This window comes from Paraburkholderia sacchari (genome assembly GCF_000785435.2).
Lineage (GTDB): Bacteria > Pseudomonadota > Gammaproteobacteria > Burkholderiales > Burkholderiaceae > Paraburkholderia > Paraburkholderia sacchari.
This window is the reverse complement of record NZ_JTDB02000007.1, coordinates 321,328-347,463: the sequence shown is the minus strand read 5'-3', so window position 1 is coordinate 347,463 and position 26,136 is coordinate 321,328. Positions and strand designations below refer to the sequence as shown.

Below are 26,136 nucleotides of genomic sequence, written 5' to 3'. Positions count from 1 at the left end.
CCCGGCCGGCGCCCATGCCCATGCCGGCGCAGAAACGCTAGCGCTATGCGCGCAGCAACGGCAGCGTGTCGAAGCGTTGCTGCAGCACCGTTTGCGCATCGAGCCCCCACCAGTTCGCCAGCACCGTCGCGTATATCTGCCTGAAGTCGACGGCAACCGGCAAATTGCCGTTGCCGTCGAGCCGCGCGAGCTGCGGCGCCTCGCCATGAAGTCCGCCCGCAACCCGCCCGCCCGCGACGAAATGCGCGGACGCCGTGCCGTGATCCGTGCCACGGCTCTGGTTCTCGCGCACGCGCCGCCCGAACTCGGCATAGGTGACGATCAGCGTGCGGTCCCAGCGCCCCATCTCGACGAGCGCCGCACGCATCGCCACCATCCCCGCCGCGAACTGGCGCAATAGATCCGCATGCCGCTGCGGCTGGTTTTGATGCGTGTCGAAGCCGTTGAGCGTGAGGCGGATCACGGCCACGCCCTGCCCCGGCACCGGCGCGGGCCCGCCTTGCGCGCTGGCCATGGTTTCGCCCGAGGCCAGCGCCTGCATCGCAGTTTTCACCGAAGTGCCGAACGCGCCCCCCGGAAACGCGGTCTTCAGCACGTACTGGCCGGGACGCGGCCGCAACTGGTCGGCGGCATGGACGATTTCGTTCTCGACATCGAGGATATGGGCGAGCGCCGGATTGCGTTCCTTGAGCGCAACCGGCGTGACGAGCCGCGAGGCGCGCGCGAACTGCGCGGGATTGACGAGCGCGACGGCGTGCGCGCCATTCGCGAGCGGCCCCATCTCGGCGCTGCCGAGCACGAGGCCATCGGCCGCGAAGCCCTTCGGGACGGGCGCGCTCCCGAACGCGCGGGTGAGCCAGCCTTCGCGCAGGTATTGGTCTGCGTTGGACGCCGTGTCCCAGATCTCGATCGAGCGGAAATGCGAAAGATTCGGCTGCGCGTAGCTCACGCCCTGCACAATGGCGAGTTCGTGTTCGCGCCACATCGGCATGAGCGGCGCAAGCGCGGGATGCAGCGCTGTGCGTTCGTCGAGCTGGATCGCATCGTCGCGGCGCACGCCGATGTTGGCGCGATAGCGGTAATAGAGCGGATCCGCGAACGGCACGACGGTATTCAACCCGTCGTTGCCACCTTTGAGTTCGATGAGAATCAGCAGATTGTCGTAGCCGCTCGCGTGACGCTGCGCGGCGATGGCGCCTTGCGCATGCGCCGCTCCGGGCAGCCACTGTGCAGCGCCCGTGGCCGTCATCGCGGCTGCGGCGGCCAGAAAGTCGCGCCGCTTCATGCCACGCCTCGCTGGCCCAGACGACGCCATGCCGTGCCGCGATTTTCGTGGCGACCGGTGCTTCTATGGATGCTTCTATCGTGATTGCTGGCGTTCATTTCAATCGCTCGCTGCAAGCGTCATTGGATCACTTCTACCGGGTCACTTCAACTGATAGACCGGGTCCATCAGGAGTGCTTCGAGATACGCTCCCGCATTGCTGCCCGCAGCGATTGCGTCGACGGGTGCGAGCGGCAGCACCGCGTGCTGCATCTGCAACTGGGCGGACAAACCGGGTACGGCGTCGGCCGTTACGCCGAAGTGCCCGAGCCAGCCGTCCAGATCGAAGCGCATGCCGCCTGGCATCGCGCCGCCCATGCGCGGGCGCGCGGTCTCGGTTGCGCGAAAAAGCTGCTCGACGAACTGCTTGCGCGCCAGCAGCGTCGCGCTGTTGATCCACATCGTGCCGCCGGGCCAGCCCTTCACGTTCGGCGGATAAAACAAATTCTCGCCGAGCGCGGCCGAGGTACGCGCGAACATCGTCGTATTTGCGTAGCTCACCTCGAAGCGGCGCACGGTGCCCGCGATGAATTCGACTGGCGAGCTCACCAGCACCCCGCGATTGCGCTCGTCCCAGAACTCGGGCGTGACGAGCAGCGCGCCGAGCGCCGCCTTGATGTCGTAGCCGCTCGTGCGAAAGCGCGCGGCCACTGCGTCGAGCCGCGCCGGGTCCGGCGCATCCGAAACGAATTCGCGCCATAGCTTGGCCGCCACGAAGCTCGCGGTCCGCGGCTCGCCCAGCAGGATGTCGAGTACGGCGTCGCCGTCGAAGGGGCCGCTCGTGCCCAGCACGGTCTTTACACCGTCGTCGTGCTGCGCCGGACGCCAGACGTAGCGCCGCGTGTCGGCGTCGACGCCCCAGCCCGTGTAGGCACGCGCCGCCTCGGTCACGTCCTGCTGCGAATACTGCCCTTCGCCCAGCGTGAAGAGCTCCATGACCTCGCGAGCGAAGTTCTCGTTCGGCTTGCCATTGCGGTTGCTCGCGCCGTCGAGATACAGCAGCATCGCCGGATCCTTCGCGACTTCGTGCAGCAGCGTCGCGAAACTGCCCAGTGCGTTGCGTCTCAGCAGCGCATTTTGCTGCGCCATCAGCGATGGCTCGCCCACCTTGTCCTGACCCGACGTGAAATGGTTGTGCCAGAAGAGCGTCATGCGCTCGGTGAGCGGCGACGGCGTGACGAGCATTTCGCGCATCCACCAGGCGCGCAGTTCATCGTAGTGCAGGCGATGTTGGCGCTGTGCGTCGCGGCGCGCCTCGGGCGTCAAGGCATCGCGCTGCGCGCGGGTCAGCGGAGGATCGGCGGTCCACGCAGGCAGCGGCGTCACGGCGTCGGTGCGCGCCGTCGCCAGCAAGCGCCCGACGGCCGCTACGCGCGTGAGCCCGACGTAAGGCGCGATCTCGGCGGGCGCCGGCGCGAAGCCAGTGCGGATGAGCAGATGCGTGGCGTCGTCGGCGTCGAGGAGTGCCGTGTCCGGACCCGCGTCGACCGCCGGTGAACTTGCCGCGCCGTGACGGCGCGGATGGCGCGCCGGTGGAACCGATGCAGGTCGTTGCGTGACTGACATGGAACTGAAACACGCAGGTTCGGCCCGCGCGCCCCCAGGAAACGACGGTAACGAACTAACGATGGACGCGCCGCCTCTGTTGACGGCGCAATTGCTACAGGATTTTTCAGCGATGTGGAGAAGCGTCATTAACGACGCATGGGCAGGCAGCCCGATCAGCGCTTGTAGAGTTCGCGCACGGCGTCTTCGATGTGCTGGCGCAGGAGGCGGCGCTCGTCGGGCGTCATATGGCCGTCGCGCCGGCGCTGGTCGAGATCGGAGGGAACCGCGGCCCGCTGCGTGATGTCAGACGCAGGGCCGGCCGGCGTGTCGGCCCGCAGCTTGCGGGCAGGCTGCTTCGCACCGGTGCGGCGAGTGGGCGCGGCGGATGCCTGAGAACCGTCCGGGAACGTCTGGGCATGGACCGGCGCCGTGTTCAATGCAGCCACGACACCACTGGCCAACGCCAGTGCAATCATGTTATGGCGCATTGTTGGCCTGACCCCTCCCATCGTTTTGTTCCCTTCTTGACGCGGCAAACGGCTACCTCGAATTCATGTACGGACCCGGCTCGATACGGGCACTGGTTCGAAATTCGAATGAAGTATCTAACGAATGGCCGCTTTACGCAAAGAAGTCTATCTGTCAGGGCTTGAGCCCGTGCCACAGCATGGGTAAATTTTGTAACTGACTGTAACCTGATAATTGTTGCAAACTCGCACTACAACTCAATCGCGCTAAGATGCCAGGCATGGAAACCAAGAACCCGTCCAAAATTCTCGTTGTCGACGACGACCCGCGGCTGCGGGACCTGCTGCGCCGCTATCTCGGCGAACAGGGCTTTAACGTCTATGTGGCAGAAAACGCGCCCGCCATGAACAAGCTGTGGGTGCGCGAACGTTTCGACCTGCTGGTGCTCGACCTCATGCTGCCAGGCGAAGACGGCCTGTCCATCTGCCGGCGCCTGCGCGGCAGCAACGATCGCACGCCCATCATCATGCTCACCGCCAAGGGCGAGGATGTGGATCGCATCGTTGGCCTCGAAATGGGTGCCGACGATTACCTGCCGAAGCCCTTCAACCCGCGCGAGCTGGTTGCGCGCATTCATGCGGTGCTGCGTCGCCAGGCACCGTCCGAGCTGCCTGGCGCGCCCTCGGAAACCACTGAGGTGTTCGAGTTCGGCGAATTCGCGCTGAACCTCGCCACCCGCACGCTCACCAAGGCCGGCCAGGAAATTCCGCTCACCACGGGCGAATTCTCGGTGCTCAAGGTATTCGCGCGCCATCCGCGCCAGCCGCTCTCGCGCGAAAAGCTCATGGAGCTCGCGCGCGGCCGGGAATACGAGGTGTTCGACCGCAGCCTCGACGTGCAGATCTCACGTCTGCGCAAGCTGATCGAGCCGGACCCGGGCAGCCCGCGCTTCATCCAGACGGTCTGGGGCCTCGGCTACGTGTTCATTCCCGACGGCGCGGCCTGATACTCGACGGGGTCTAGTTGTCTGCACTGCCTTTGTTGAAACGGGAAGGGTCCATGCGGATTGACCGGCGTTTGCTGACGCTCGCGTTTGGCGATCTGTTCTGGCGCACCTTCCTGCTGATCGCCCTTCTCATCGCGGTCAGTCTCGCCGCGTGGTTCCAGAGCTTTCGGGTGATCGAGCGCGAGCCGCGTGCGCAGCGCGTGGCGCTCCAGCTCGTCGCCGTCGTCAAGCTCACGCGCACCGCGCTGCTCTATTCCGATCCCGATCTGCGCCGCGCCCTGCTCCAGGACCTGGAGAGCAACGAGGGCGTGCGCGTTTACCCGCGCGAAGCCACCGACAAATACAAGCTTCAGCCTGACGAGTCGCTCAATCGGCTGATCGAGCACGACATCCGCGGGCGTCTTGGCGACGACACCGTGATTGCGCAGTCCGTGAACGGCATTCCCGGTGTCTGGATCAGCTTCAAGATCGACGACGACGATTACTGGGTTGCGCTCGATCGCGACCAGCTCGACAGCGTCACGGGCCTCCAGTGGGTCGGCTGGGGCGTGTCCGCGCTCGCGCTCTCGCTGTTCGGCGCGGCATTCATCACGAGTCTCGTGAACCGGCCGTTCGCGCGGCTCGCCATGTCCGCGCGCATGGTGGGTTCGGGGCAATCGCCCGCGAAGCTGCCCGAAAGCGGCATGGGCGTGGCCGCCGAGACCAATCGCTCGTTCAACCAGATGGTGCGCGACCTCGAGCAGCTGGAGGCCGATCGGGCGCTCATGCTCGCCGGTATCTCGCACGATCTGCGCACGCCGCTCGCGCGGCTGCGGCTGGAAACGGAAATGAGTCCGTCCGACCAGGCGACCAAGGACGCGATGATCGACGACATCGAGCAGATGGACATGATCATCGGCCGTTTCCTCGACTATGCGCGGCCCGTGCAACGCATGCCCGAGCGCGTCGACCTGTCGGTCATCGCGAGCGAAATGGCCGCGCGCATGGCCAGCGAGGACGGCGTGCGCCTCATCACGCGCCTCGCGCCCACGGCCGTGATCGAAGCCGACGACACCGACATGCGCCGCGTGTTGGGCAATCTGATCGAAAACGCGCGCAAGTACGGTTTGAGCGAGTCCGACGGCATTCCGCACATCATGCTGGAAACGCGCGTCTCGCATTCGCGTGTGGAGCTTTCGGTGGTCGACGAAGGCCCTGGCATTCCCGAAGACCAGCTGCCGCTCGTCACGCGGCCGTTCTATCGCGTCGACAGCGCCCGCACCCAGGCCAACGGCACGGGCCTCGGCATGGCCATCGTGCAGCGCCTCGTGGGCCGTTATCGCGGCGCGCTGCGCCTGCGCAATCGCGCGCCCGGGCCCGGTCTCGAAGTCACCATCGAATTTCCGCTCGCCAAGGGCGCCTGAGCCCCCCGTCGTTGCCCCTGCCCCCGCGCACGCCGGTGGCACGCGCCCTCCACCCCTGCCACAATTAGCGAAAGCATCGGGCCATGAGGCGCGCGCACGGGGCGCGCGTGCGCCCCGCGTTCAAGGAGCGACGCCATGAAAACCGTTGGCGACAAACTCGAAGCCTTCACTGTCACCGCCGCGAAACCCGGCTTCAACCAGCCCGAAGAAAACGGCGAATCCGCATTCATGGAATTCACCGAGCGCAGCTTTCCCGACAAGTGGAAAGTGATCTACTTCTATCCGAAAGATTTCACGACGGTCTGCCCGACCGAGATCACGGCATTCGCTCAGTTGCACAAAGAGTTCGAAGACCGCGAGACCGTGCTGTTGGGCGGCAGTTGCGACAACGAATACGTGAAACTCGCGTGGCGGCGCGAGAACAAGGCGCTCGACCGGCTGAACCACTATGCCTTCGGCGACGTAAAGGGCGAGTTGATCGACCAGCTCGGCATTCGCGACCAGGAAGCGGGCGTAGCGCTGCGGGCGACGTTCATCGTCGATCCGGATAATGTCATTCAGCACGTCACGGTGAACAATTTGAGCGTCGGGCGCAGCGCCGCCGAAATCCTGCGCGTGCTCGACGGGCTGCAAACCGGCGAACTCTGCCCGAGCGACCGCGAGGTGGGCGGCGCGACGTTCTGAAATGCGTGTGTGTGTGGAAAGCCGCGTGGGTCGCTCGCCAGGAGCGGCTCAGCGCGCCTTGCTCAAGTCCGCCCGGCGGCCGCGCGCGCAGGCAGGCGGCTGCGGATTGCCGTGGCGAGCGGCTCCTTCCACTCGAGCACGCGCTTTTCCAGCAACTGCCACGACAGATGCGCAAGCAATACCGAAAGCGCGAACTGCATGACGAGCGACATCAGGTCCTGCGCAAGTGGCGGCACATGCAAGCTTGCATAGAACGCCGGGGCCTCGCCCAGACGCGACGGCACCAGATTGTGGAACAGATAGAACCCGTAGCTGATGGTACCCAGATACGCGAGGGGCCTCGCTTCGAGCGCGCTCACGAGCGCGCTGTCCTGCCGTCGCACGAGCCATAGAAATACGGCGCAGAGCGAAAGCGCGAGGCCGATATCGAGCAAGCCGGGCAAGACGGCGCGCTGTGCCGCTTCGCAGGTGTCGCAATCGGCGCGCGCAAGCGCGAATGTCACGAGACTCGCGCATGCGAGCACAAACCAGACGCCGCTTCGCACCCTCCCCTCGATGGGCACGCGAGCGCGGCCAATCGACAAGATAGCCAGCACGCCGCCGAGCGCGAGCAAGGCGAAATTCCACGGCGAGAATGCATAGACGAGCGGCTCGATCGCTCCGGTGGCATAAAGCACGAGATGCGCGAGCGCCGCGCAGCAGATCATGACGATGCATATCGCCAGATGATATGAAGCGCGCGTGAACAGCAGCGCGAACGGTGCGATCAGATAGAACTGCTGCTCGACCGCGAGGCTCCAGAAATGCGAGACCGAGCCCGGCCATCCATCATGGACGATGCCGATCCAGAAATTGGAGAGGAATACGTAATGCCAGGCGAGCCCGAGATTCACATCGCGTTGATAAAAGAACGCATGTGCGATCGTGAGTGCGATGAGCAGCAAATAATAGACTGGGAAGATGCGCAACGTGCGCTTGACGAAGAATACATAAAGCACCGCATCACGGCGCGCTGTGCGTTGTTCGACGCGCAGGCGGTTGCGATGCAGTTCGCCGATGATGAGATAACCGCTGATAAGGAAGAACAGCCACACGCCGATCTTGCCTGCGTCGATTGCATCGACGTGCGCCTTGTGCGACAGGAACACCAGCATCACGGCCAGTGCCCGGAGACCGTCGAGGCCTTTCACGCGTCTTTCGAGTCCCGTCATGAACCTTTCCGCTTCCGGTGCGACTTGATACGGCTTCAGTATGCGGCGAAAAAAACGGAAATTAATCGACAATAAAAACGAGGGCGGTGATTGCAGATGCAATCACCGCCCTCGTTATGGCAGCAGGCACACGGCCTGCTAAGCGCGCGTGAGCAGCACAACCGCCTGCGCTTCGATGCCTTCGCCACGGCCCAGATAGCCGAGCTTCTCGTTGGTTTTTGCCTTCACGTTCACGCGATCGAGCGGCAGTTGCAGATCTTCCGCAATGCATGCGCGCATCGCTTCGATATGCGGCGCAAGCTTCGGCGCCTGCGCAATCACGGTGGTGTCCACGTTCACGAGCGTGAAGCCCGCCTCCTGCACGCGGCGCAGGCACTCGCGCAGCAGCACGCGGCTGTTCGCGCCGTAGAACTGCTTGTCGGTGTCCGGGAAATGGCGGCCGATGTCGCCGAGCGCAGCGGCGCCGAACAGCGCATCGGTGATCGCGTGCAGGAGTACGTCGGCGTCCGAGTGGCCGAGCAGCCCGCGCTCGTAAGGCACGGTCACGCCGCCAATGACGAGCGGACGTCCCGGCACGAGCGCGTGCACGTCATAGCCTTGTCCGATTCTGATATCCATATGTGAAGTGTTCCGTGTAACTCAGTTTCCAGGATTGCGGCTGAGAATGGCTTCGGCGAGTGCGAAGTCTTCCGGGTAGGTCACCTTGAAGTTGCGCAGGCTGCCCTGCACGAGCCGCGGCGAATGGCCGAGCCATTCGATGGCGCTCGCTTCGTCGGTGAGATCGTGGCCGTCTTGCTGCGCGCGCTCGATCGCCGTGCGCAGCATGCCGATGCGGAACATTTGCGGGGTCTGGGCCTGCCAGAGGCCGTCGCGCGCTTGCGTGCGCTCGATGCGCGGGCCGCCCGGCACGTGCTGGGGCGCGACGCGCTTGAGCGTGTCGGCGACGGGCAGCGCCATGATGCCGCCTACGGGGTCGTCCTTGAGCGCATCGACGAGCGAGCGGATCAACGCGGGCGTGATGCCGGGGCGCGCGGCGTCGTGCACGAGCACCCAATCGTCGTCGGTGGCGCCGAACTCGGCCAGCGCGATCAGGCCGTTGTAGACCGACGCCTGGCGCGACGCCCCGCCCTTGCGGCGCACCGCGAAGCGCAGGCCGGCGAAGCGGCGCGCGTCGAAATGGTTATCGTCGGGAGAAATAACCACGAGCGTCTGGGTGAATTCGCTGCAGGCGTCGAATGCCGCAAGCGTATAGTGCAGAAGTTCGTGTCCGGCGACCGCCCGATATTGTTTGGGCATCGCCGATCCCGAGCGGCTGCCGGTGCCGGCACAGGGGATCAGGGCAAAAAGGCGTGAGGTCACAGTATTGCGGGCCGCATGAGTCAAAGTAAAGGACGGATTTTATAATAGGTCCTTTGACCATACGTCAGCCGTTCGCTCTGGCCCCTCGGCCTGCGCCGCAACCGGCGCTGGCGGGCGTGGTGGGCGTGGCGGATACGTCGCCCGCCCTTCGCCAGGCCGCGCCCCTTTACCTTACGAATGACTGTCGCTCACCGGATCGCATGCGCGCTGCACCGCGCGCCCCGCTACTGACACATAACCGACGCATACGATAAGCAGCGCCTCGCCACTCTGTTGCCCCCTATGTCCGATATCGCCGCACCCCAGCAGTCGCCGTCTTCGTCCCCGTCTCCGGTCGCCATCGTCAAACCGGGGCAGCGCTTTGCCTTCGACGGCACGCACGGCTCGTCCGATGCGCTCCTGATCGCCCGCTATCGCGAGGCTTCGCGCGCGAGCGCGCCGGGCGCGCCTTTGCTCGCGGTAATCTGCGCGAGCGCCGTGGACGCCCAGCGCCTCGCCCAGGAGATCCCGTTCTTCGCGCCCGATGCGCGCGTGCGCCTGCTGCCCGACTGGGAAACGCTGCCCTACGACACGTTCTCGCCGCACCAGGACCTCGTGTCCGAGCGCCTCGCGACGCTGCACGATCTCGGCGAAGGCCGCTGCGACATCCTCATCGTCCCGGCCACGACCGCGCTCTACCGCATGCCGCCCGCGTCGTTTCTCGCGGCCTATACGTTCTCGTTTGCACAAGGCGAGCGCCTCGACGAAGCAAAGCTCAAATCGCAGCTCACGCTGGCGGGCTACGAGCACGTGAGCCAGGTCGTGCGACCCGGCGAATACTGCGTGCGCGGCTCGCTGATCGACCTGTTCCCGATGGGCTCGCCGCTGCCGTACCGCATCGACCTCTTCGACGATCAAGTCGATTCGATCCGCGCGTTCGACCCCGACAACCAGCGCAGCCTCTATCCGGTCAAGGACGTCCGCCTCTTGCCGGGCCGCGAGTTTCCATTCGACGAGGCCGCGCGCACGGCATTTCGCAGCCGCTGGCGCGAGGTGTTCGAAGGCGATCCGAGCCGCGCGTCCATCTACAAGGACATCGGCAACGGCGTGCCGTCCGCAGGCATCGAGTACTACCTGCCGCTCTTCTTCGAAGAGACGGCCACGCTGTTCCACTATCTGCCCGAAAATGCGCAGCTGGTGTTTTCGGGCGACCTCGACGCCTCGATCCGCCGCTTCACCGCCGATACCAAACAGCGCCACAACTTCCTCGCGCACGACCGCGAGCGGCCGATCCTTGAGCCGCAGCGCCTGTTCCTGACCGACGAGGACTTCTTCACGCTCGCCAAGCCGTTCGCGCGCCTCGCGCTGCCGGCCGCAAGCGCGGGCGGCTGGGCCAACGCGCTGCCGAGCCTCGCGATCGACCGTCACGCCGACGACCCGCTCGCCGCGCTGCGCGATTATCTGAACGCCACGAAGAACCGCGTGCTGTTCGCGGTGGAGTCGGCGGGACGGCGCGAGACCATCGCGCAACTGCTGGCCGAGAACCATCTGCGCCCCACGTCCGCGGACAGCTACGCAGACTGGCTCGGCAGCGATGAGCGTTTCGCGCTGGGCGTGGCGCCGCTCTCGACCGGCTTCGCGCTGCCCGGCGAAGGTCTCGCGATCATCACCGAAAGCGAGCTCTATGGCCCGCTCGCGCGCCGCGCGGGACGCCGCCGCCAGGAACAGGCGAGCAACGTCGATTCGATGGTGCGCGACCTCTCCGAGCTCAAGGTGGGCGACCCCGTCGTGCACGCTCAGCACGGCATCGGCCGCTACCACGGGCTCGTGACGATGGACCTCGGCGAAGGCGACACCGAGTTTCTGCACCTCGAATACGCCAGCGCGAGCAAGCTCTACGTGCCGGTCTCGCAGCTGCACGTGATTTCGCGCTATAGCGGCGCCGATCCGGAAAGCGCGCCGCTGCACGCGCTCGGCTCGGGCCAATGGGAAAAGGCGCGCCGCAAGGCCGCGCAGCAGATCCGCGACACCGCTGCCGAGCTGCTCAACCTCTACGCGCGCCGCGCCGCGCGCGAGGGCCACGCGTTCGCGCTCGAACCGCGCGACTATGTGAAATTCGCGGAGAGCTTCGGCTTCGAGGAAACGCCCGACCAGGCGGCGGCCATCGCGGCCGTGATCGGCGACATGACGAGCGGCAAGCCCATGGACCGCCTCGTGTGCGGCGATGTGGGCTTCGGCAAGACCGAAGTGGCGCTGCGCGCTGCGTTCATCGCCGTGATGGGCGGCAAGCAGGTAGCGATCCTCTCGCCCACCACGCTGCTCGCGGAGCAGCACACGCAAACCTTCACCGACCGCTTCGCCGACTGGCCCGTGCGCATCGCCGAGCTTTCGCGCTTCAAGTCCGCGAAGGAAGTGAGCAGCGCGATTCAGCAGATCAACGAGGGCAGCGTCGACATCGTGATCGGCACGCACAAGCTGTTGTCGTCCGATGTGCAGTTCAAGCGCCTCGGGCTCGTGATCATCGACGAGGAGCATCGTTTCGGCGTGCGCCAGAAGGAGGCGCTGAAGGCACTGCGAGCAGAAGTGGACGTGCTCACGCTCACCGCCACACCGATTCCGCGCACGCTCGGCATGGCGCTCGAAGGCCTGCGCGACTTCTCCGTGATCGCGACCGCGCCGCAAAAGCGCCTCGCCATCAAGACCTTCGTGCGCCGCGAGGAAGACAGCGTGATTCGCGAAGCCATGCTGCGCGAGCTCAAGCGCGGCGGCCAGGTTTATTTCCTGCACAACGAAGTCGAAACCATCGAGAATCGCCGCGCGATGCTCGAAGCGCTCGTGCCCGAGGCGCGCATTGCGGTCGCGCACGGCCAGATGCACGAGCGCGAACTCGAAGCCGTGATGCGCGATTTCGTGGCGCAGCGCGCGAACGTGCTGCTGTGCACGACCATCATCGAGACCGGCATCGACGTGCCGACCGCGAACACCATCCTCATTCACCGCTCCGACAAATTCGGCCTCGCGCAATTGCACCAACTGCGCGGCCGCGTCGGGCGCTCGCACCACCAGGCTTATGCGTACTTGCTCGTGCACGACCCGCAGGGCCTCACGAAGCAGGCGCAGCGCCGTCTCGAAGCGATTCAGCAGATGGAGGAACTGGGCGCGGGCTTCTATCTCGCGATGCACGACCTCGAAATCCGCGGCACGGGCGAAGTGCTCGGCGACAAGCAGTCGGGCGAAATCCACGAGATCGGCTTCCAGCTTTACACCGACATGCTCAACGACGCCGTGAAGGCGCTCAAGGATGGCCGCGAGCCCGATCTGAACGCGCCGCTCGCCGCGACCACGGAGATCAATTTGCATGCGCCCGCAATCTTGCCGGCCGACTATTGCGGCGATGTCCAGGAGCGCCTGTCGCTCTACAAGCGCCTTGCGAACTGCGAGCACGACGATTCGATCGACGGCATTCAGGAGGAGCTAATCGACCGCTTCGGCAAGATGCCGCCGCAGGCGCATGCGCTGATCGAAACGCATCGGCTGCGCCTCGCGGCCAAGCCGCTCGGCATCACCAAGATCGACGCGGGCGAGGCCGTGATCGGGCTGCAGTTCGTGCCGAATCCGCCCATCGACGCCATGCGCATCATCGAAATGGTGCAGAAGCACAAGCACGTCAAGCTCGCGGGCCAGGACAAGCTGCGCATCGAATCGCGCAGCCCCGACCTCGCCGTGCGCGTGGCGACGGTCAAGGAGACGCTGCGCGCGCTCGGCGCGCCGGCGCGGGCAGCGGCACGCTGAATACGCCCCGGCGCGGGGCGCATATTGCACCGCGCCATCGCACGCCCGGGCCGCTTCGGCCCGGGCGTTTTGGCTTGAGCGGTCCTTTTTGGGTAATATGGATAGACAAGCAAGCTGGAGTCCATCATGACCATCGCCGCTGAATCAGCGCAGTCGTCCCTCCCTGCCTCCCTTCCCGCCGCGCTCCCCTGGGTCACCCGTCTCGTGTCGATGGATACGGTCAGCCGCCATCCGAATCTCGGGCTGATCGAGACCGTGCGCGACGACCTGCGCGCGCGCGGCATCGAATCGACGCTCACCTATGGCCACAACGGCAAATGGGCCAACCTGTTCGCCACCTTGCCCGCGCACGACGGCTCGACCGATGGCGGCATCGTGCTCTCGGGCCACACCGATGTGGTGCCCGTCGACGGCCAGAAGTGGGACAGCGCCCCGTTCAAGCCCGAGATCCGCGACGGCCTGCTCTATGGACGCGGCACTTGCGACATGAAGGGCTTTATCGGCACGGCGCTTTCGCTCGTGCCCGAGATCCAGCAGATCAAGCTCGCGAAGCCGCTGCATCTCGCGCTCTCGTTCGACGAGGAAGTCGGCTGCGTCGGCGCCCCGCTCATGATCGAAGATCTCGTCAGGCGCGGCGTGAAGCCCGAGGGCTGCATCGTTGGCGAACCCACGAGCATGCGCCCGATCGTGGCGCACAAGGGCATCAACGCGTATCAATGCTGCGTGCGCGGGCATGCGGCACATTCGTCGCTCACGCCGCGCGGCCTGAATGCCATCGAATACGCTGCGCGCCTGATCTGCCATATCCGCGACATCGCCGACGAGTTCCGCGCGAAGGGCCCGTTCGACGAGCTCTACGACGTGCCGTTCACGACCGCGCAAACCAGCACGATCGAAGGCGGCAACGCAATCAACACAGTGCCGGCCGAATGCCTCTTCGCCTTCGAATTCCGCAACCTGCCCACGCTCGACCCCGACGCGATCTTCGCGCGCATCGAGCAATACGCGCGCGAGACGCTCGTGCCGAAGATGCAGCGCGAAAACGCGGCGGGCGCGATCGAGTTCATGAAAATCGCTGCCGCGCCGGGACTCGACGACAGCGAGCAGGCGGCGATCACCCAGCTCGTGCGCGCGCTCACCGCCGACCGCACGCGCCGCAAGGTGGCGTACGGCACCGAAGCGGGCCTCTTCGCGCGCGCCGGCGTTCCGAGCGTGGTGTGCGGCCCGGGCGACATCGAGCAGGCGCACAAGCCCAACGAATTCGTCTCGCTGGACCAGCTCGCGGCATGCGAGGGCTTCCTGCGCAAGCTCGTGCACGGCCTATCGGTCGAGGCGCAAGCGCAGTAGTCTTCGCAATCGTCATCGAGGCAGCCCTCTTCAACACACTCGTCCCGCGCGCAGGTCCAACGCCATGTCAACCGCCACGCCGCTGCCCACCGATCGCACGATCGACGGCGAAGCCATTCCAACGCTCGACGAGATCGCCTCGCAGCACTTCTCGCTGGCGCCGTGGGTGCTGCGCACACCGGTGTTCGACCGCCACGACCTGCCTTCGCTCGGCAACACGCACGTCAATTTCAAGTTCGAACTGCTGCAGGCGGGCGGCAGCTTCAAGGTGCGCGGCGCGTTCACGCACCTGCTCGCGCTCAGCGCGGCGCAGCGCAGCGCGGGCGTCACCTGCGTCTCGGGCGGCAATCATGCGATCGCGGTCGCGTATGCGGCGAAGCGGCTTGGCATCGGCGTGAAAGTCGTGCTCTTTCGCACCGCGAGTGAAGCACGAGTCGAGCAGTGCCGCCGGCTGGGAGCTGAAATCGTGCGGGCCAACGACAGCCGCGAGGCCTTCGAGATCGTGCGCCGCATCGAGGCCGAGGAAGGCCGCTATTTCGTGCATCCGTTCAACGGCTATCGCACGGTGCTCGGCACCGCGACGCTCGGCTACGAATGGGCGACCCAGGCACCCGATCTCGACGCCGTGATCGTGCCGATCGGCGGCGGCGGGCTGGCCGCGGGCGTGGCTACGGCGCTGCGCCTCGCCAACCCGCGCGTGCGCGTCTACGGCGTGGAGCCAGAGGGCGCCGACGTAATGAGCCGCAGCTTCGCGGCAAATCACACGATACGCATGACCCACATGCAGACGATTGCGGACTCACTCATGTCGCCGCATACCGAGCAATACAGCTATACGCTATGCCGCCGTCACATCGAGCGCGTCGTCACGGTCTCCGACGACGCGCTGCGCGCGGCGATGCGCCTGCTCTTTGACGAGCTGAAGCTCGCCGTCGAGCCGGCCTGCGCAACGGCCACCGCGGGCCTCTACGGGCCGCTGCGCGACACGCTGGAGGGCAAGCGCGTGGGTGTCCTGCTGTGCGGGACCAATACGGATCCGCAACGCTTTAGCGAGCAGATCGAGCAGGCCCACTGAGGCCACGCCACGCCCAAGGGGCTATCGACACAATGTTATGCAGTGTCAAATCGCTACCGCATTGCGGATGCGTTCGTTATCATTGCGCCGTTGTGCCCATTGCGCCGTTGTGCCCATTGCGCCGTTGTGCCCCCGGCCCGTCCCGCCCCCGTTCAAGGAGAGCCTGCTCATGAGCATCATCAAGGAGTTCAAGGAGTTTGCCGTCAAAGGCAATGTGATGGATCTGGCAGTCGGTGTGATCATCGGCGGCGCCTTCTCGACCATCGTCAACTCGGTCGTGAAGGATCTCATCATGCCGGTGATTGGCGTGGTTACGGGCGGTCTCGACTTCTCGAACCTGTTCGTCCGGCTCGGCCACATCCCCGATACCTTCAAGGGCAATCCCGACTCCTACAAGGATCTGCAAACCGCCGGCGTGGCCGTGTTTGGCTACGGTGCGTTCATCACGGCGCTGATCAACTTCGTGATCCTCGCTTTCATCATCTTTCTGATGGTGAAGTTCGTGAACAAGCTGCGCCAGGCGGAACCGCCCGCGCCGGCCGCGCCGCCGCCCACGCCCGAAGACGTGTTGCTGCTGCGCGAGATTCGCGACTCGCTCAAGAAGTAAGCCCAAGAAGTAAGATAGTCAGCAAAAAAGCCCGCTTCGCGGCTTTTTTGCGTCCTCGCAGGCCATGCTCAGGCCGCTGATGTATCGCCTGCGCGCTGTATCACCGTCGCTTCGATCAAGCGCTCGAGCTGATCGAAATTCACGGGCTTCGTGAGATGCGCGGTGAAGCCGGCTTCGAGACTGCGGCGCACGTCGTCGTCAGTGCCGAAGCCGGTGAGCGCGATGGCCGGCGCCGCCGACTCCTTGCGGAATGCACGGATGAAGTCGATGCCCGAGCCGTCCGGCAATCCGATATCGCTCACTACCAGATCGAAGCGCTGCGCAGCCGAGAGCGCGAGCGCGCCGGCCACGCTCGCGGCCACCGAAACTTCGTGGCCAAGTGCGCGGATCAGTTGCGACATGACTTCGGCCGTATCGTCGTGGTCCTCGATCAGGAGGATGTCGAGCGCGCCCGCACGGTGCGGCTCGCTGTCGTCCGCGGGGCATGCGACGCCCGAGCCGGGCGCCGCGGTCGGCAGCACGATCGTGAAGGTCGCACCGCAGTGCGAGCCCGGGCTCTTCGCGCTCACGGTGCCGCCATGCGCCTCGGTCAGCGCCTTCGTCACCGCGAGTCCAAGGCCGAGGCCGCCGAACTGCCGCGTCATGTTGTGGCTGCCCTGCTCGAAGGCGTGAAAGAGCTTGCCGATCTGGTCAGGGGCGATGCCGATGCCGGTGTCCTCGACTTCGATCACCACATGCATGCGCTCATCGCGCGTGCGCACGTAAATATGGCCGCCGTCGGGCGTGAATTTCGCCGCGTTGCGCACGAGATTCCAGAACATCTGCTGCATGCGCGCGCGGTCGCCGCGCACGTAGTGATGCTGCGCCAGTCGCTCGACGTGCACGTCCTGCTGCTTGATCTGGATTTCGCTATGAAAGAGTTCTAGCACCGCGTCGATCACCTCATGCACGTCGACCGTGTCGAGCGTGAGGCTCAGCTTGCCGTTCGCCACGCGCGTGAGATCGAGCAGATCGTCGATCAGGCGCGCCTCGAGTTCGATATTGCGGCGGATCATCAGCACGCCTGCGCGCGCGGCATCGGGCAAGCCGTCGATCTGTTCGAGCAGGCGCGTGCCGGCCAGCACCGGCGTGAGCGGCGTGCGCAACTCGTGCGAAAGCATCGCCAGAAAGCGATCCTTTGCGCGATTGGCCTCTTCAGCCGCCTGACGCGCGGCCTGCTCCGAGGCCAGCAGCAACTCGCGCTCTTCGTTCGATTCGCGCTGAGCATGGATGTCGGTGCAACTGCCGAACCACTTGTTGACGCCGCCGCGCGGATCGCGCATCGCAACGATTCGGACATCGAACCATCGATATGCGCCGTCGTGGCGAAGAATGCGCAGTTCGTGCCGGTAATCGTCGTTGGCGGTGCGCACGGCTTTGAGCCAGGTGTCGCGAATCTCGTCGCGGTCGTCCGGATGCACGGCGTCGAGCCACGCGAGGCCGTGCGTCGTGTCGGCGTCGATGCCCGTGTATTCGCGCCATTGCTTCGAAAGAAAATCGCACTCGCCGTCCGCGCGGCAGGTGAACACGAGGTGCGGCAGCGCCTCGGACAGCGTGCGGTAATGCTCTTCGCGATCGCGCAGGAGCAGCGCCTCGTCGGAGGCACGCTGCAGCGCGACCTGTGCGAGCACGCGTGCCACCGCTTCGGGCAAGTAGTCGAGGTAATCGCCCGACTTCGGCACCACGTCGGAGACGCCCGCGCGCAGCGCGGCGATCACGCGCGATTCGTCGGTGAAGCCGGTGACGAGTATCGCCGGCACACGCACGTCTTCGGCACGCAGGCGCCGAAAAAAGTCGAGCCCGGTCTCGGCGCCGTCCAATTGGTAATCGAGCACGAGCACGTCTGGCGTGCGCGCCGCGAGCACCGCGCGCGCCTCGCCAACGCCCGTGCAGGTATCCACGCGCGCGCCGGCCCGCACTAGCGATTTGCGCGCGAGCCGCAGAATACCTTCGTCATCGTCGACGACGAGCACGTGCGCGCCCGCCAACATCGGCGCCCCTTCGTTCAAGTCATTTATGCCGTTCATGCCGCTCATGCGTCGAGCATCCCTTGTGACTGGCGCCGCGCCGCTGACTCGCGCGGTATCGATATTGTCGTGGTGATCCTGCGTGAATCGAAAACATCACGGACGCAAAAAACGATGCCCCGGTGGCAACTTGACGACCTGGAGAAAAAATCCGAGCCGCCGCACCGCCTCGATGAATGCGTCATATTCGACAGGCTTCGTGATGTACACATTGCAGCCCAGTTCGTAACAACGCTCGATCTCGCGCGGATCGTCGGTCGTGGTGAGCACGATCACCGGCACCGAAGCGGTCACGGGATCGGCCTTCAACCGCCGCAGCACTTCGAAGCCGTCCACGCGCGGCATGCGCAGATCGAGTAGCACGACGAAATTCGCCAGTTCTTCTCGCGACGGGTAATTCGACGCTGCAACCGTGTCAGCGCCCGGCGCGCCGAAGAAGTAATCGAGCGCCTCCTGGCCGTCGCGAAAACGCAAAAAGCCGTTGGACACGCCCGAGCGCCGCAGGTTGCGTTCGACCAGCGTGGCATGCCCATCGTCGTCTTCGATCAGCACGATGCTCACGCGCCGCCCGGGCTCGCCACGTTCGGCCGGGAGGGCGGCTCGCGCACCGCCATGGTGCGGATCCGGCTGCGCCGCTGCGCTGTCGTCCGCCTTATTTTCAGCCATCTCTCCCTCCCTCATAACGCTCTCCGACGTTTCCTCATGCGATTCAATGGTCGTGTCCTCATGCCGCACGCAGCGGCTCGTCGGGCAGCGCAACGAAGAAGGTGGAGCCCGCGCCTTGCGTCGACTCGACCCAGATGCGTCCGCCATGGCGCTCCGCAATGCGGCGCGCGAGCGCGAGCCCCGTGCCCTGCCCGTCCGACTCGCCGCCGTGCAGGCGCTGGAACGCGCGAAAGAGCTTGGGCAGATACGCCGACGGGATTCCGACGCCATTGTCGCGCACATAGTAGGTCCGCGTGCGTGTGCCCGATATGCGCGAGGTATCGCCGGCGACGTCGGACAGTGTGGCGGACGACGTGGAGGACAGCGCCGCACTACGATCCGCGCCCTCGCCCGGCTCCAGTGCGCCGATTTCCACATGCCCGGGCCGCGCCGGATCGAGATGACGCAAGGCGTTGTCGATCAGGTTGCCGAAGATCTGCTCGAGCGCCGCGGGGTCGCCCCATGCAGGCGGCAGCTCGCGCACCTCGATGCGCGCCTGCTGCGCGAGCCCCGCTGCGAGACCGGCGAGCGCACGCTCGACAATCCGCCCCACATTCACGCGCTGCCAGCGGTACTCGAGTCGCCCGGCGCGCGACATGCGCAACAGCGCATCGATGATGGAGGCCGCGCGCGCCACGGCCTGGCGCAGGAATTGCAGCGACTCTTCGACATCGCCTTCGAGCAACTCCACCATATGCTGGCGCTCGTTAGCCGGCAGATCGGCCAGATCGATCTGCTCGCGCAGATCGCCGCACGAAACCTGCAATTCCTTCGAAAAGCCTTGCAGATTCACGAGCGGCGAGCGAAGGTCGTGCGAGACGCTGTAGATGAACATCTCGTTGTCCTGGCTCTCCTGGCGCAAGTTGTCGTTGGCGGCGGCGAGGTCCGCGGCGCGCTCCTGCAATTGCGCCTTGAGCGCGGTCTGTTCATGCTCGGCTTCGGCGAGGCGCCGGCTCGTCTGGTTGAGCACGGCGTCGAGCGAGGCAATTTCATCGTTGCCGGCAAGCGGCGGCGCGAGCGCCACGCCAACGCCGAGCCGTTGCGCATTGGCGCTCAGCGCGGCAAGGCGCACGCCCACATTGCGCGCGAACACGACGGCGGTGGCGGCCCAGATCAACATCGACCCGACGACCGCGAAGATGAGCGCATCCTGCTGCCGCTCGCGGCTCTTGCGCAGCGAGGCGCTGCGTGCTTCGTCAAAGCGCGTTTGCTCCGCGATGAACGCATCCAGCTCGCTACGCACCGCGTCGATTTCCGGCGGCAGGCCGACGCCGCCCGTATAGGCGAAGCCGCCGGCCTCACTGGCGCGCAGCGCGTCGGCCACCTTGCTGCAGCGCGCGCGCCACATCCGCGCATAATCGTTGATGCGCTGGATGCGCGCGAGTTGCGTGGGGTTGTCGCCCACCATATGCGCGAGCAGCCCGATGCGGTCGGAGAATTCGGCCCAGACGGCGCGACGGTCGATGAACGATGGATCTTCGAGCACGATCGCCGTGCGTACCCGCGCGGCCTCGCGCAACAGTGGATGGGCGAGGCCCGCGGCCTGCCAGAGAATCTGCTTGCTGTTCTCGGCGCTCTTCGCGGCCTGGGCGGCCTCGCCTTGCGTATCGAATACGATGCCGAGCAGCGCGAGCTCGATTGCGCTCGGTATCGCGATCAGCAAAAGCCCCTTGGCGAACAGTTTCATGTCTGTCTGATTGGATGCCGCTCAGGGCCGCGCTTGCGCGCCGGACCTCCCCGCCCGGCCACCCCAGGCCAGGTCCCTCGCGTGCCGCGAAAAGGCCGCGCCGCCCGTGCCAAATCATTATCCCCGGTAGATTATGAGATTACAACGTATGTGGTGACCCGCACCACCTAGTGAGAAAAGCGGGCATTTTCCGGAGAAATCGTCACACCGCGCGCGCGTGCAGGTCTATTATTGAGACCGGAGATAAGTAATGGTAGCGAGAGAGCGCCGGGATACCTACATGAGCGCGACGTGTGGTCCGGCATGGCGTTTGCCTGACACAACGAGGATGTCGACAGGGTCCTCACGGGCCTGAGTCCTCGTGAATCCGGCAAATCGGTATGCATGTGGGATCGACGTGCGGCGCACCAGTCCGGGAGTGGTCGCATGGGAACGCTGCGTATTTTGCAATCCACCTTTTTCAGGCGAATTTTTATGTCTTTCCCGAAAAAGCGTAAACGCATCAGGGCGGATGGCGACGAGTCGTTTCTCGCCGTACTCAGCCACTTCAAGCCGTTTGGTCAACTCGACACCAAGATCGCACGCGCACGCGCGCAGGACGAGCCGGTGCTCTATGCACACGTGCTGCCTGGGCTGGACGTGCTGTTATGCAGCGTCCGCGGTGCGCATCCGCCCTATCCCGGCACGAGTGAATTGCGCCGGCGCTGCATCGAATCGATCGCGCATGCGCTCGAGCAGCCGATCGAAGGGCTAGAGAACGGCGGCTACTGGTACGAGGCCGACGGCTTCGGCTTCCTCGTGTTCGCGAGCCGGGCACGCGGGCGAATCCTGCCCGAGTTCGGCGGAAGCCGCTCTGGCATCAGCTTGCGGCACGCGGCTCGCCGCCAGGACACCACGGGCGATCCGGCACCGCGCCAACAGTTGCGCTGAGCTATTCTGAACAACGCCCGACGCCCAAGCGTCGGGCGTTGTCGTATCTGCGTGTATCTGCGCGGCTGAAATTCGCCGGCCATCTCATCTGCCTCAACTGCCCTTGTACAGACCCTGCGTGCCGGTGGGCGCGGCGTCGCCATGCGTCACCGGCGGCGAGACCACCTTCGCCCCGCTGGCGGGCGGCGGCAAGGCTTGCATTTTCTGGCCCGGCGGTGGTGCGGCCGGACGCTGGCGGATCTGCGCGAACAACTGATCGCACGGTAACGGCTTGTTGTTGCTCGGCGCGACGAGCGGCAAGAGCGCCATGAACGGGTTGATGAGCCCGAGCCCCACCATGGCGCCGCCGCGCAGCGCGAGCGCTGCGGCGTCCACGCCCACATGCGGATTCTGGAACGTACCCTTCACGTAGAGCGGCGAGCGCAACGAGAACACCCGGAAACCTTTGGTGTGCGGATGCACCCTCATGTTCATCGATTCGTCGCGCAGATCGATGGGGCCATCGATGTCGATCACTGCGTCGTCGGTGTCCAGCGCGAACACGCGTGGATCGAGCACGCCGTTGGTCGCAACGAAATCCGCCGCCGCGCAATTGATGTTCACATCGCGGGTTCCGAACAGCTTTTCGTAGACCACATTGGCCACATTCAGGCCCGCCGCTTCCATCAGCAGGCGGCTGATGGTGCCTTGCGTGACCAGCGCCTTCACCTCGCCGTTGGAGGTGGCCGCGAGCGCCGCCGGCGAATTGCCGGTCGCGGAAAGCGAAGCGTCGCCGTTGATTTCGCCGAGCGCCGACTRCATCGATTTGAACTTCGGGAACAGTTCCTTGAGCTTCAGGTGGCGCGCGGAAACGGTGCCGCGCGCCTTGAGCGGCTCGCCACTGCCATCGAGCGAGAGCCGCGTGGCGAACGTGCCGCCCGCCACGCCGAATTGCAGGGGTTCAAACTTGAGCACGCCATCGGTCAGGATCACGTGCGTGTGGAGGTCCTGGATCGGCAGGCTGCCCTGCTTGATGATGCTTTTGCCGGTGAACTTCACGTCGGCGTCGATGGACGTCCAGCGATCGGTCTTGAACGGCTCGGCGGGGATCACGCGGCCTGCAGGCTGCCTGACCGTGTCGCCACGCTTCTTCTTGCTAGCCTTACTGTCCGCGCCGATGATCGGCGCCAGATCCGAGAACTGCAGCAGGTTCGACACGAGGTCGCCGGAGAGCAGCGGGCGCGGCTGGCGCTGCTCGTACACGAACGTGCCGTTCAGGTCGCTGCCACCCACACGGCCCGTGAAATTCTCGTAGCGGAACACGCTCGCGCCGCGATGGAACTGGCCGACGAAACGCCCTTCGGTTGCGTAAGGCGGCGTTTCAGGCAGCGTCACGCCGGTCAGACTGTACAGATGCGCCATGCTCTGGCCTTGCAACCAGAGGCGCAAATCGACGGCGGCGAGGTGCATGGGGTCGGTAAGCGTGCCGACCAGCGCGATATGCATGTCGCCGGAACGCACGTCGGCCTGAAGCGGGAACGGCCGCTTTGCGTCTTGCAGCGCAAGCACGCCGCCGAACTTGCCGTCGCCCGAGACCGGCGTCTTGTTGTAGGTGCCCTTGAGGGTCCAGCCGATCGCGTAGAACGGCTCGCTCGGCCTGCGAGCTGCGGGCGCGCTTGCGGCGCTTGCGGCACTGGTGGCACTAACGGCGCTCGCAGCGGATGCAGCGCTGGCGGCCGCCGCCTCGGAGGCGTGCGCCTTCTGCGCCTGCTGCGCGAGCCGGTTCGCGCCCGCGCGCCCGATCATCTCGGCGGAACCCTGGCGCGATGCCGCCTCCTGCTGAGCCATCACCTCGCCGATCGGAATCCCCTTGCCGAGCAGGGTCACGGCGATCTTCACATCGGTTTTCGTCTGCTGGTCGCTCACCGCGATATTGCCGCTGGAGAACGTGATGTCGTGCAGATCGAGCTTCCACGTGGAAGGCCCGCCCGACGACGCCAGCTTGAAGGTCCAGTTGTTGCGCCCGTCGGCGAGGCGTTCGATATCGACGGCCGGATTCTCGAGGTGAATCGCCGGAATCACAATGTCGTGCGCGAGCAGCGGCAGCACGGCCACATCGAAATCGATCGCGTCGAGCGTGGCGAAGTGCGGCGTCTGGGTCCAGTCGGGGTTTGCCACTTCGATTCGCGAGGCCGAGAAGCGCGGCCACGGCACCCAGGCGCGCCAGCCCGTTTCGTTCGGCGGCCGGCGCCAGCCCACCTTGAGGTCGCCGACAATGGCGAACGGCCGACCGATAGCTTGCGTCACCTTTTCATTGACAAAGGGTCTGGCGCGATTCCAGTCGAAGGTATAGATGAATACGCCAAGCCCGGCAACCAGCACCACGACAACGGCCGCGAGCCATGCGAAGATCCTGGCGAGCGTGCGGCCCAAGCCGTGGGATTGCCGTGACGTCATGCGCACTCCATGTTATCCATTGTTGTTTCGCCAACGATGACGCAGCACCTGGCGTGCCTGATGGCTGCTCACTTTGTCTGTAATACTCCGATGACTCATCAAAACGATTCGCGCCGGGCCGGCGTTGACCTGAAGTCCAGCGCGCCGCTCATCGAAGCAAGACGCATCACGCGCCGCGACGTCCAGCGCGACCAGGTCTTGCTACAGTCCACCGATTTCGCGCTTCACGCGGGTCAACGCATTGTGCTCACGGGACCATCCGGATCGGGCAAGAGCGTATTCCTGCGCGCGCTCGCGCTGCTCGATCCGCTCGACGGCGGCACCCTGCACTGGCATGGCCAACCGATCGCGCCCGCGCGGATTCCGCACTACCGGCGTCACATTGCCTACGTGCGGCAACGGCCCGCGCTGATCGACGGCACGGTGGAAGACAACCTGCGCTATCCGTTTTCGCTCGCGGTCTATCGTGACACAGCCTTCGACGCTGCACGCGCGCGTGCGCTCTTCGACGCAGCAGGCCGAGGGTCCGGATTCCTCGCGCGCGAGACGGCGGAGCTATCCGGCGGCGAAGCGCAGATCGTGGCGCTCGTGCGCGTGCTGCAACTCGATCCCGAAGCGCTGCTGCTCGACGAACCCACCGCCTCGCTCGATCCCGAATCCGCGCGTGCGGTCGAAACGCTGATCGCACAATGGTTCGAACACGATCGCACCGCCCGCGCGACAGTCTGGGTCTCGCACGATCCCGTGCAGGCGCAACGCGTGGGCGAGCGCCACATCACGATGCGCGCAGGCGTGCTCGACGAGCCCGCCGCCACGCACGCCGCACTGGGAGCCCTGCGATGAACCCCGGCGTGCTGCAGAACCTCGGCATCGGCGACGTCGCCATCGCGGCGCTGCTGGTGTTCGTCAACGGCGCCATTTCGGTGCTGCTCAAGCTCGACCTCGAACGCAAGCTTGCATGGGCCGCCGTGCGCACCGTGGTGCAGTTGCTCGCGATTGGCTACGTGCTCGGTTGGGTGTTCGCGTTCAACCGCTGGTACGCGGTGCTGCCGCTCATGGCGTTGATGACGCTCATCGCCGGCATTGCGGGCTCGCAGCGCGGCGCGCGCACCTATCTGGGCCAGCGCCTGGACAGCATCGTGTCGATATGGATCAGCGCGTGGCTCGTGGCGGCGGTAGGGCTTTTCGTGGTGATCCGCATTCGGCCATGGTACGAGCCGCAATATGCGATACCGATCCTCGGCATGATTCTCGGCAATACGCTCACGGGTGTGTCGCTCGGCGTCGAGCGCATGATGCAGGAGCTCACTGCGCGCCGCGACCGTGTGGAAAGCGCCCTTGCGCTCGGCGCCACGCGCTGGGAGGCGGCCCAGGCGAGCGCGCGCGAGGCCGTGCGCGCGGGCATGATCCCGACGCTGAACCAGATGGCCGTGGTGGGTGTGGTGAGCCTGCCCGGCATGATGACGGGACAGGTGCTCGCGGGACAATCGCCGCTGCAGGCGGTGCGCTATCAGATCGTGATCATGTTCCTCATCGCGGCATCGTCGGCGCTGGGCACCGTGGGCGCTGTCGTGCTCGCGTACCGGCGGCTTTTTTCGGCCGAGCATTGCTTCCTGGCCGCGCGGCTCATCGAGCGGGAAGCCCGCACGAAAGCGCGCGCGTGACGTCTCGGTCATGAGTCGCCTTGACGGCGCGCGGTGCACGTGTCGTCCAAGGCTTCCTGCCACCCGGCGCTACCGCAACGCAGGTCTGGTTTCGAACGCAGCCAACTAGCGTTGCGCCGAAACGCTCAACTGCGTGCCGTCGCTGAGTGTGAGCGTTTTGGCCGTGCCGTTGGTGGGCATCGAGAAGTGCAGCACCTCGCTATGGGCGACCACTTCGGGACATTGCGCGCCGGCGGCCGATTTGCCGGTGCGCGGCGCCTGGGCCCGGAAGCTCACCTGGACATTCGCCGTGCCGTCCGCCGCTACGATAGGCGCGAGCCGCACCTGCGTCTGGCGCACCATCGCCCCGTTCGCGTCGAGCGGCAGCGAGGCGTAATCGGGACAACTCTGCGCCGCCGGCACCGCGCCGCCTGGCGGCGTGGTGCGCCAGGTAAAGTCATCGGTGTCGCCCGAACGCAGCGTGCGGGTTTCCTGCGAGTTGCCGTAGAGCTTCGACGTGACCTTGACCGTGTACCGAATCGGGCCATCGGGCGGCGTCTTCGACGTCACCTTGATCGGGGGCGAGGCCAGTGCCGGCAGCGCGATCGCGCAAGACAGGGCAACGGCAACACGAACGAGCGCCGCGCGAGTGCGGCTGGGACGGCTGGAGCTGCTGCAAGGCATGCGTCACCTCCTGGCGGGAGCTGCCGCGGCCGCGATCGACGCGGTGCGGGCAGCACGTGGCGGAACTTCTACTGTCAGTCTAGCGCGACACGCGAAGCCTTGCGCCGGACGATGACGTCGGCGTGACCAGGTTTTATCCGGCTTGCCAGGCCGCGCATTTTGTTAGCAATGCGCAATGTGCT

21 protein-coding genes are annotated in these 26,136 nt (G+C 65.6%); 10 read left to right on the top strand and 11 right to left on the bottom strand.

The window, feature by feature from the left end; genetic code table 11:
* Positions 1 to 43: 43 nt before the first annotated feature.
* From NH14_RS23865 to NH14_RS23855, 3 genes are all read right to left on the bottom strand, one after another.
* A complete protein-coding gene (locus tag NH14_RS23865; protein WP_035533259.1) occupies positions 44 to 1,285 on the bottom strand; it encodes a DUF1501 domain-containing protein in 1,242 nt (413 codons plus the stop codon).
* A gap of 141 nt (positions 1,286 to 1,426) precedes the next feature.
* Positions 1,427 to 2,890, bottom strand: a complete 1,464-nt coding sequence (locus NH14_RS23860; protein WP_035533261.1) for a DUF1800 domain-containing protein — start codon at positions 2,888 to 2,890, stop codon at positions 1,427 to 1,429.
* Between the two features lie 155 nt (positions 2,891 to 3,045).
* Positions 3,046 to 3,381: a hypothetical protein gene (locus NH14_RS23855; protein WP_084225908.1), complete on the bottom strand. Its 336-nt coding sequence runs from the start codon at positions 3,379 to 3,381 to the stop codon at positions 3,046 to 3,048.
* A gap of 230 nt (positions 3,382 to 3,611) precedes the next feature.
* Between NH14_RS23855 and ompR the strand changes: the two genes are divergently transcribed.
* The 3 genes from ompR to NH14_RS23840 all read left to right on the top strand — a co-directional run bounded on the left by ompR (position 3,612) and on the right by NH14_RS23840 (position 6,433).
* A complete protein-coding gene (ompR, locus tag NH14_RS23850) occupies positions 3,612 to 4,346 on the top strand; it encodes an osmolarity response regulator transcription factor OmpR (protein ID WP_027814652.1) in 735 nt (244 codons plus the stop codon).
* A gap of 53 nt (positions 4,347 to 4,399) precedes the next feature.
* Positions 4,400 to 5,749 carry an ATP-binding protein gene (locus tag NH14_RS23845; RefSeq protein ID WP_035533264.1) on the top strand — a complete coding sequence of 450 codons (1,350 nt, stop codon included), beginning with the start codon at positions 4,400 to 4,402 and terminating at the stop codon, positions 5,747 to 5,749.
* A 135-nt stretch (positions 5,750 to 5,884) separates the two neighbouring features.
* Complete coding sequence (locus NH14_RS23840; protein ID WP_035533265.1) at positions 5,885 to 6,433, top strand: peroxiredoxin; 549 nt, start codon at positions 5,885 to 5,887, stop codon at positions 6,431 to 6,433.
* 62 nt (positions 6,434 to 6,495) lie between these two features.
* Here the strand turns inward: NH14_RS23840 and NH14_RS23835 are convergent, their stop codons facing one another.
* The 3 genes from NH14_RS23835 to ispD form a co-directional block, all read right to left on the bottom strand.
* The gene (locus NH14_RS23835; RefSeq protein WP_035533267.1) at positions 6,496 to 7,644 is read right to left on the bottom strand and encodes an acyltransferase family protein; all 1,149 of its coding nucleotides are present in this window, start codon (positions 7,642 to 7,644) and stop codon (positions 6,496 to 6,498) included.
* 138 nt (positions 7,645 to 7,782) lie between these two features.
* The gene (ispF, locus tag NH14_RS23830; protein ID WP_035533268.1) at positions 7,783 to 8,262 is read right to left on the bottom strand and encodes a 2-C-methyl-D-erythritol 2,4-cyclodiphosphate synthase; all 480 of its coding nucleotides are present in this window, start codon (positions 8,260 to 8,262) and stop codon (positions 7,783 to 7,785) included.
* A 21-nt stretch (positions 8,263 to 8,283) separates the two neighbouring features.
* Positions 8,284 to 9,003 carry a 2-C-methyl-D-erythritol 4-phosphate cytidylyltransferase gene (gene ispD / locus NH14_RS23825; RefSeq protein WP_035533270.1) on the bottom strand — a complete coding sequence of 240 codons (720 nt, stop codon included), beginning with the start codon at positions 9,001 to 9,003 and terminating at the stop codon, positions 8,284 to 8,286.
* Positions 9,004 to 9,285: 282 nt separating this feature from the next.
* Between ispD and mfd the strand changes: the two genes are divergently transcribed.
* The 4 genes from mfd (at position 9,286) to mscL (ending at position 15,803) form a co-directional block, all read left to right on the top strand.
* A complete protein-coding gene (mfd, locus tag NH14_RS23820) occupies positions 9,286 to 12,774 on the top strand; it encodes a transcription-repair coupling factor (RefSeq protein ID WP_035533271.1) in 3,489 nt (1,162 codons plus the stop codon).
* 126 nt (positions 12,775 to 12,900) lie between these two features.
* A complete protein-coding gene (gene argE / locus NH14_RS23815) occupies positions 12,901 to 14,121 on the top strand; it encodes an acetylornithine deacetylase (RefSeq protein ID WP_035533273.1) in 1,221 nt (406 codons plus the stop codon).
* 64 nt (positions 14,122 to 14,185) lie between these two features.
* Positions 14,186 to 15,196 (top strand): threonine/serine dehydratase family protein, encoded by a 1,011-nt coding sequence (locus NH14_RS23810; protein ID WP_035533275.1) that lies wholly within the window; start codon positions 14,186 to 14,188, stop codon positions 15,194 to 15,196.
* Between the two features lie 169 nt (positions 15,197 to 15,365).
* Positions 15,366 to 15,803, top strand: coding sequence for a large conductance mechanosensitive channel protein MscL (mscL, locus tag NH14_RS23805; RefSeq protein WP_035533277.1), 438 nt, complete (start codon positions 15,366 to 15,368; stop codon positions 15,801 to 15,803).
* A 68-nt stretch (positions 15,804 to 15,871) separates the two neighbouring features.
* Here mscL and NH14_RS23800 read toward each other — a convergent pair whose 3' ends face one another.
* The 3 genes from NH14_RS23800 to NH14_RS23790 all read right to left on the bottom strand — a co-directional run bounded on the left by NH14_RS23800 (position 15,872) and on the right by NH14_RS23790 (position 20,261).
* Entirely contained in the window at positions 15,872 to 17,869 is a 1,998-nt protein-coding gene (locus tag NH14_RS23800) for a hybrid sensor histidine kinase/response regulator (protein ID WP_237179746.1), read from the bottom strand.
* Between the two features lie 96 nt (positions 17,870 to 17,965).
* Positions 17,966 to 18,535 carry a response regulator gene (locus tag NH14_RS23795; protein ID WP_084225909.1) on the bottom strand — a complete coding sequence of 190 codons (570 nt, stop codon included), beginning with the start codon at positions 18,533 to 18,535 and terminating at the stop codon, positions 17,966 to 17,968.
* Between the two features lie 58 nt (positions 18,536 to 18,593).
* Positions 18,594 to 20,261 carry a sensor histidine kinase gene (locus NH14_RS23790; RefSeq protein WP_035533279.1) on the bottom strand — a complete coding sequence of 556 codons (1,668 nt, stop codon included), beginning with the start codon at positions 20,259 to 20,261 and terminating at the stop codon, positions 18,594 to 18,596.
* A 426-nt stretch (positions 20,262 to 20,687) separates the two neighbouring features.
* Between NH14_RS23790 and NH14_RS23785 the strand changes: the two genes are divergently transcribed.
* Positions 20,688 to 21,191, top strand: coding sequence for a hypothetical protein (locus NH14_RS23785; RefSeq protein ID WP_035533281.1), 504 nt, complete (start codon positions 20,688 to 20,690; stop codon positions 21,189 to 21,191).
* Between the two features lie 93 nt (positions 21,192 to 21,284).
* Here the strand turns inward: NH14_RS23785 and NH14_RS23780 are convergent, their stop codons facing one another.
* Positions 21,285 to 23,627, bottom strand: coding sequence for an AsmA family protein (locus NH14_RS23780; RefSeq protein ID WP_168727157.1), 2,343 nt, complete (start codon positions 23,625 to 23,627; stop codon positions 21,285 to 21,287).
* A gap of 90 nt (positions 23,628 to 23,717) precedes the next feature.
* Here NH14_RS23780 and NH14_RS23775 point away from each other — a divergent pair, with 90 nt between their 5' ends.
* Positions 23,718 to 24,470 (top strand): ABC transporter ATP-binding protein, encoded by a 753-nt coding sequence (locus NH14_RS23775; protein ID WP_052148477.1) that lies wholly within the window; start codon positions 23,718 to 23,720, stop codon positions 24,468 to 24,470.
* A complete protein-coding gene (locus tag NH14_RS23770) occupies positions 24,467 to 25,291 on the top strand; it encodes an ABC transporter permease (protein WP_035533283.1) in 825 nt (274 codons plus the stop codon). Before NH14_RS23775 ends, NH14_RS23770 begins: the two co-directional genes overlap by 4 nt.
* Positions 25,292 to 25,396: 105 nt before the next feature.
* Here the strand turns inward: NH14_RS23770 and NH14_RS23765 are convergent, their stop codons facing one another.
* The gene (locus NH14_RS23765) at positions 25,397 to 25,954 is read right to left on the bottom strand and encodes a DUF6013 family protein (protein WP_035533285.1); all 558 of its coding nucleotides are present in this window, start codon (positions 25,952 to 25,954) and stop codon (positions 25,397 to 25,399) included.
* Positions 25,955 to 26,136 lie beyond the last annotated feature (182 nt).

Coding starts and splice junctions, on each gene's coding strand:
- NH14_RS23865 (WP_035533259.1), bottom strand. CDS start 1,285: ATGAAGCGGCGCGACTTTCTGGCCGCCGCAGCCGCGATGACGGCCACG.
- NH14_RS23860 (WP_035533261.1), bottom strand. CDS start 2,890: ATGTCAGTCACGCAACGACCTGCATCGGTTCCACCGGCGCGCCATCCG.
- NH14_RS23855 (WP_084225908.1), bottom strand. CDS start 3,381: ATGGGAGGGGTCAGGCCAACAATGCGCCATAACATGATTGCACTGGCG.
- ompR (WP_027814652.1), top strand. CDS start 3,612: ATGCCAGGCATGGAAACCAAGAACCCGTCCAAAATTCTCGTTGTCGAC.
- NH14_RS23845 (WP_035533264.1), top strand. CDS start 4,400: ATGCGGATTGACCGGCGTTTGCTGACGCTCGCGTTTGGCGATCTGTTC.
- NH14_RS23840 (WP_035533265.1), top strand. CDS start 5,885: ATGAAAACCGTTGGCGACAAACTCGAAGCCTTCACTGTCACCGCCGCG.
- NH14_RS23835 (WP_035533267.1), bottom strand. CDS start 7,644: ATGACGGGACTCGAAAGACGCGTGAAAGGCCTCGACGGTCTCCGGGCA.
- ispF (WP_035533268.1), bottom strand. CDS start 8,262: ATGGATATCAGAATCGGACAAGGCTATGACGTGCACGCGCTCGTGCCG.
- mfd (WP_035533271.1), top strand. CDS start 9,286: ATGTCCGATATCGCCGCACCCCAGCAGTCGCCGTCTTCGTCCCCGTCT.
- argE (WP_035533273.1), top strand. CDS start 12,901: ATGACCATCGCCGCTGAATCAGCGCAGTCGTCCCTCCCTGCCTCCCTT.
- NH14_RS23810 (WP_035533275.1), top strand. CDS start 14,186: ATGTCAACCGCCACGCCGCTGCCCACCGATCGCACGATCGACGGCGAA.
- mscL (WP_035533277.1), top strand. CDS start 15,366: ATGAGCATCATCAAGGAGTTCAAGGAGTTTGCCGTCAAAGGCAATGTG.
- NH14_RS23800 (WP_237179746.1), bottom strand. CDS start 17,869: ATGAACGGCATAAATGACTTGAACGAAGGGGCGCCGATGTTGGCGGGC.
- NH14_RS23795 (WP_084225909.1), bottom strand. CDS start 18,535: ATGGCTGAAAATAAGGCGGACGACAGCGCAGCGGCGCAGCCGGATCCG.
- NH14_RS23790 (WP_035533279.1), bottom strand. CDS start 20,261: ATGAAACTGTTCGCCAAGGGGCTTTTGCTGATCGCGATACCGAGCGCA.
- NH14_RS23785 (WP_035533281.1), top strand. CDS start 20,688: ATGGGAACGCTGCGTATTTTGCAATCCACCTTTTTCAGGCGAATTTTT.
- NH14_RS23775 (WP_052148477.1), top strand. CDS start 23,718: ATGACTCATCAAAACGATTCGCGCCGGGCCGGCGTTGACCTGAAGTCC.
- NH14_RS23770 (WP_035533283.1), top strand. CDS start 24,467: ATGAACCCCGGCGTGCTGCAGAACCTCGGCATCGGCGACGTCGCCATC.
- NH14_RS23765 (WP_035533285.1), bottom strand. CDS start 25,954: ATGCCTTGCAGCAGCTCCAGCCGTCCCAGCCGCACTCGCGCGGCGCTC.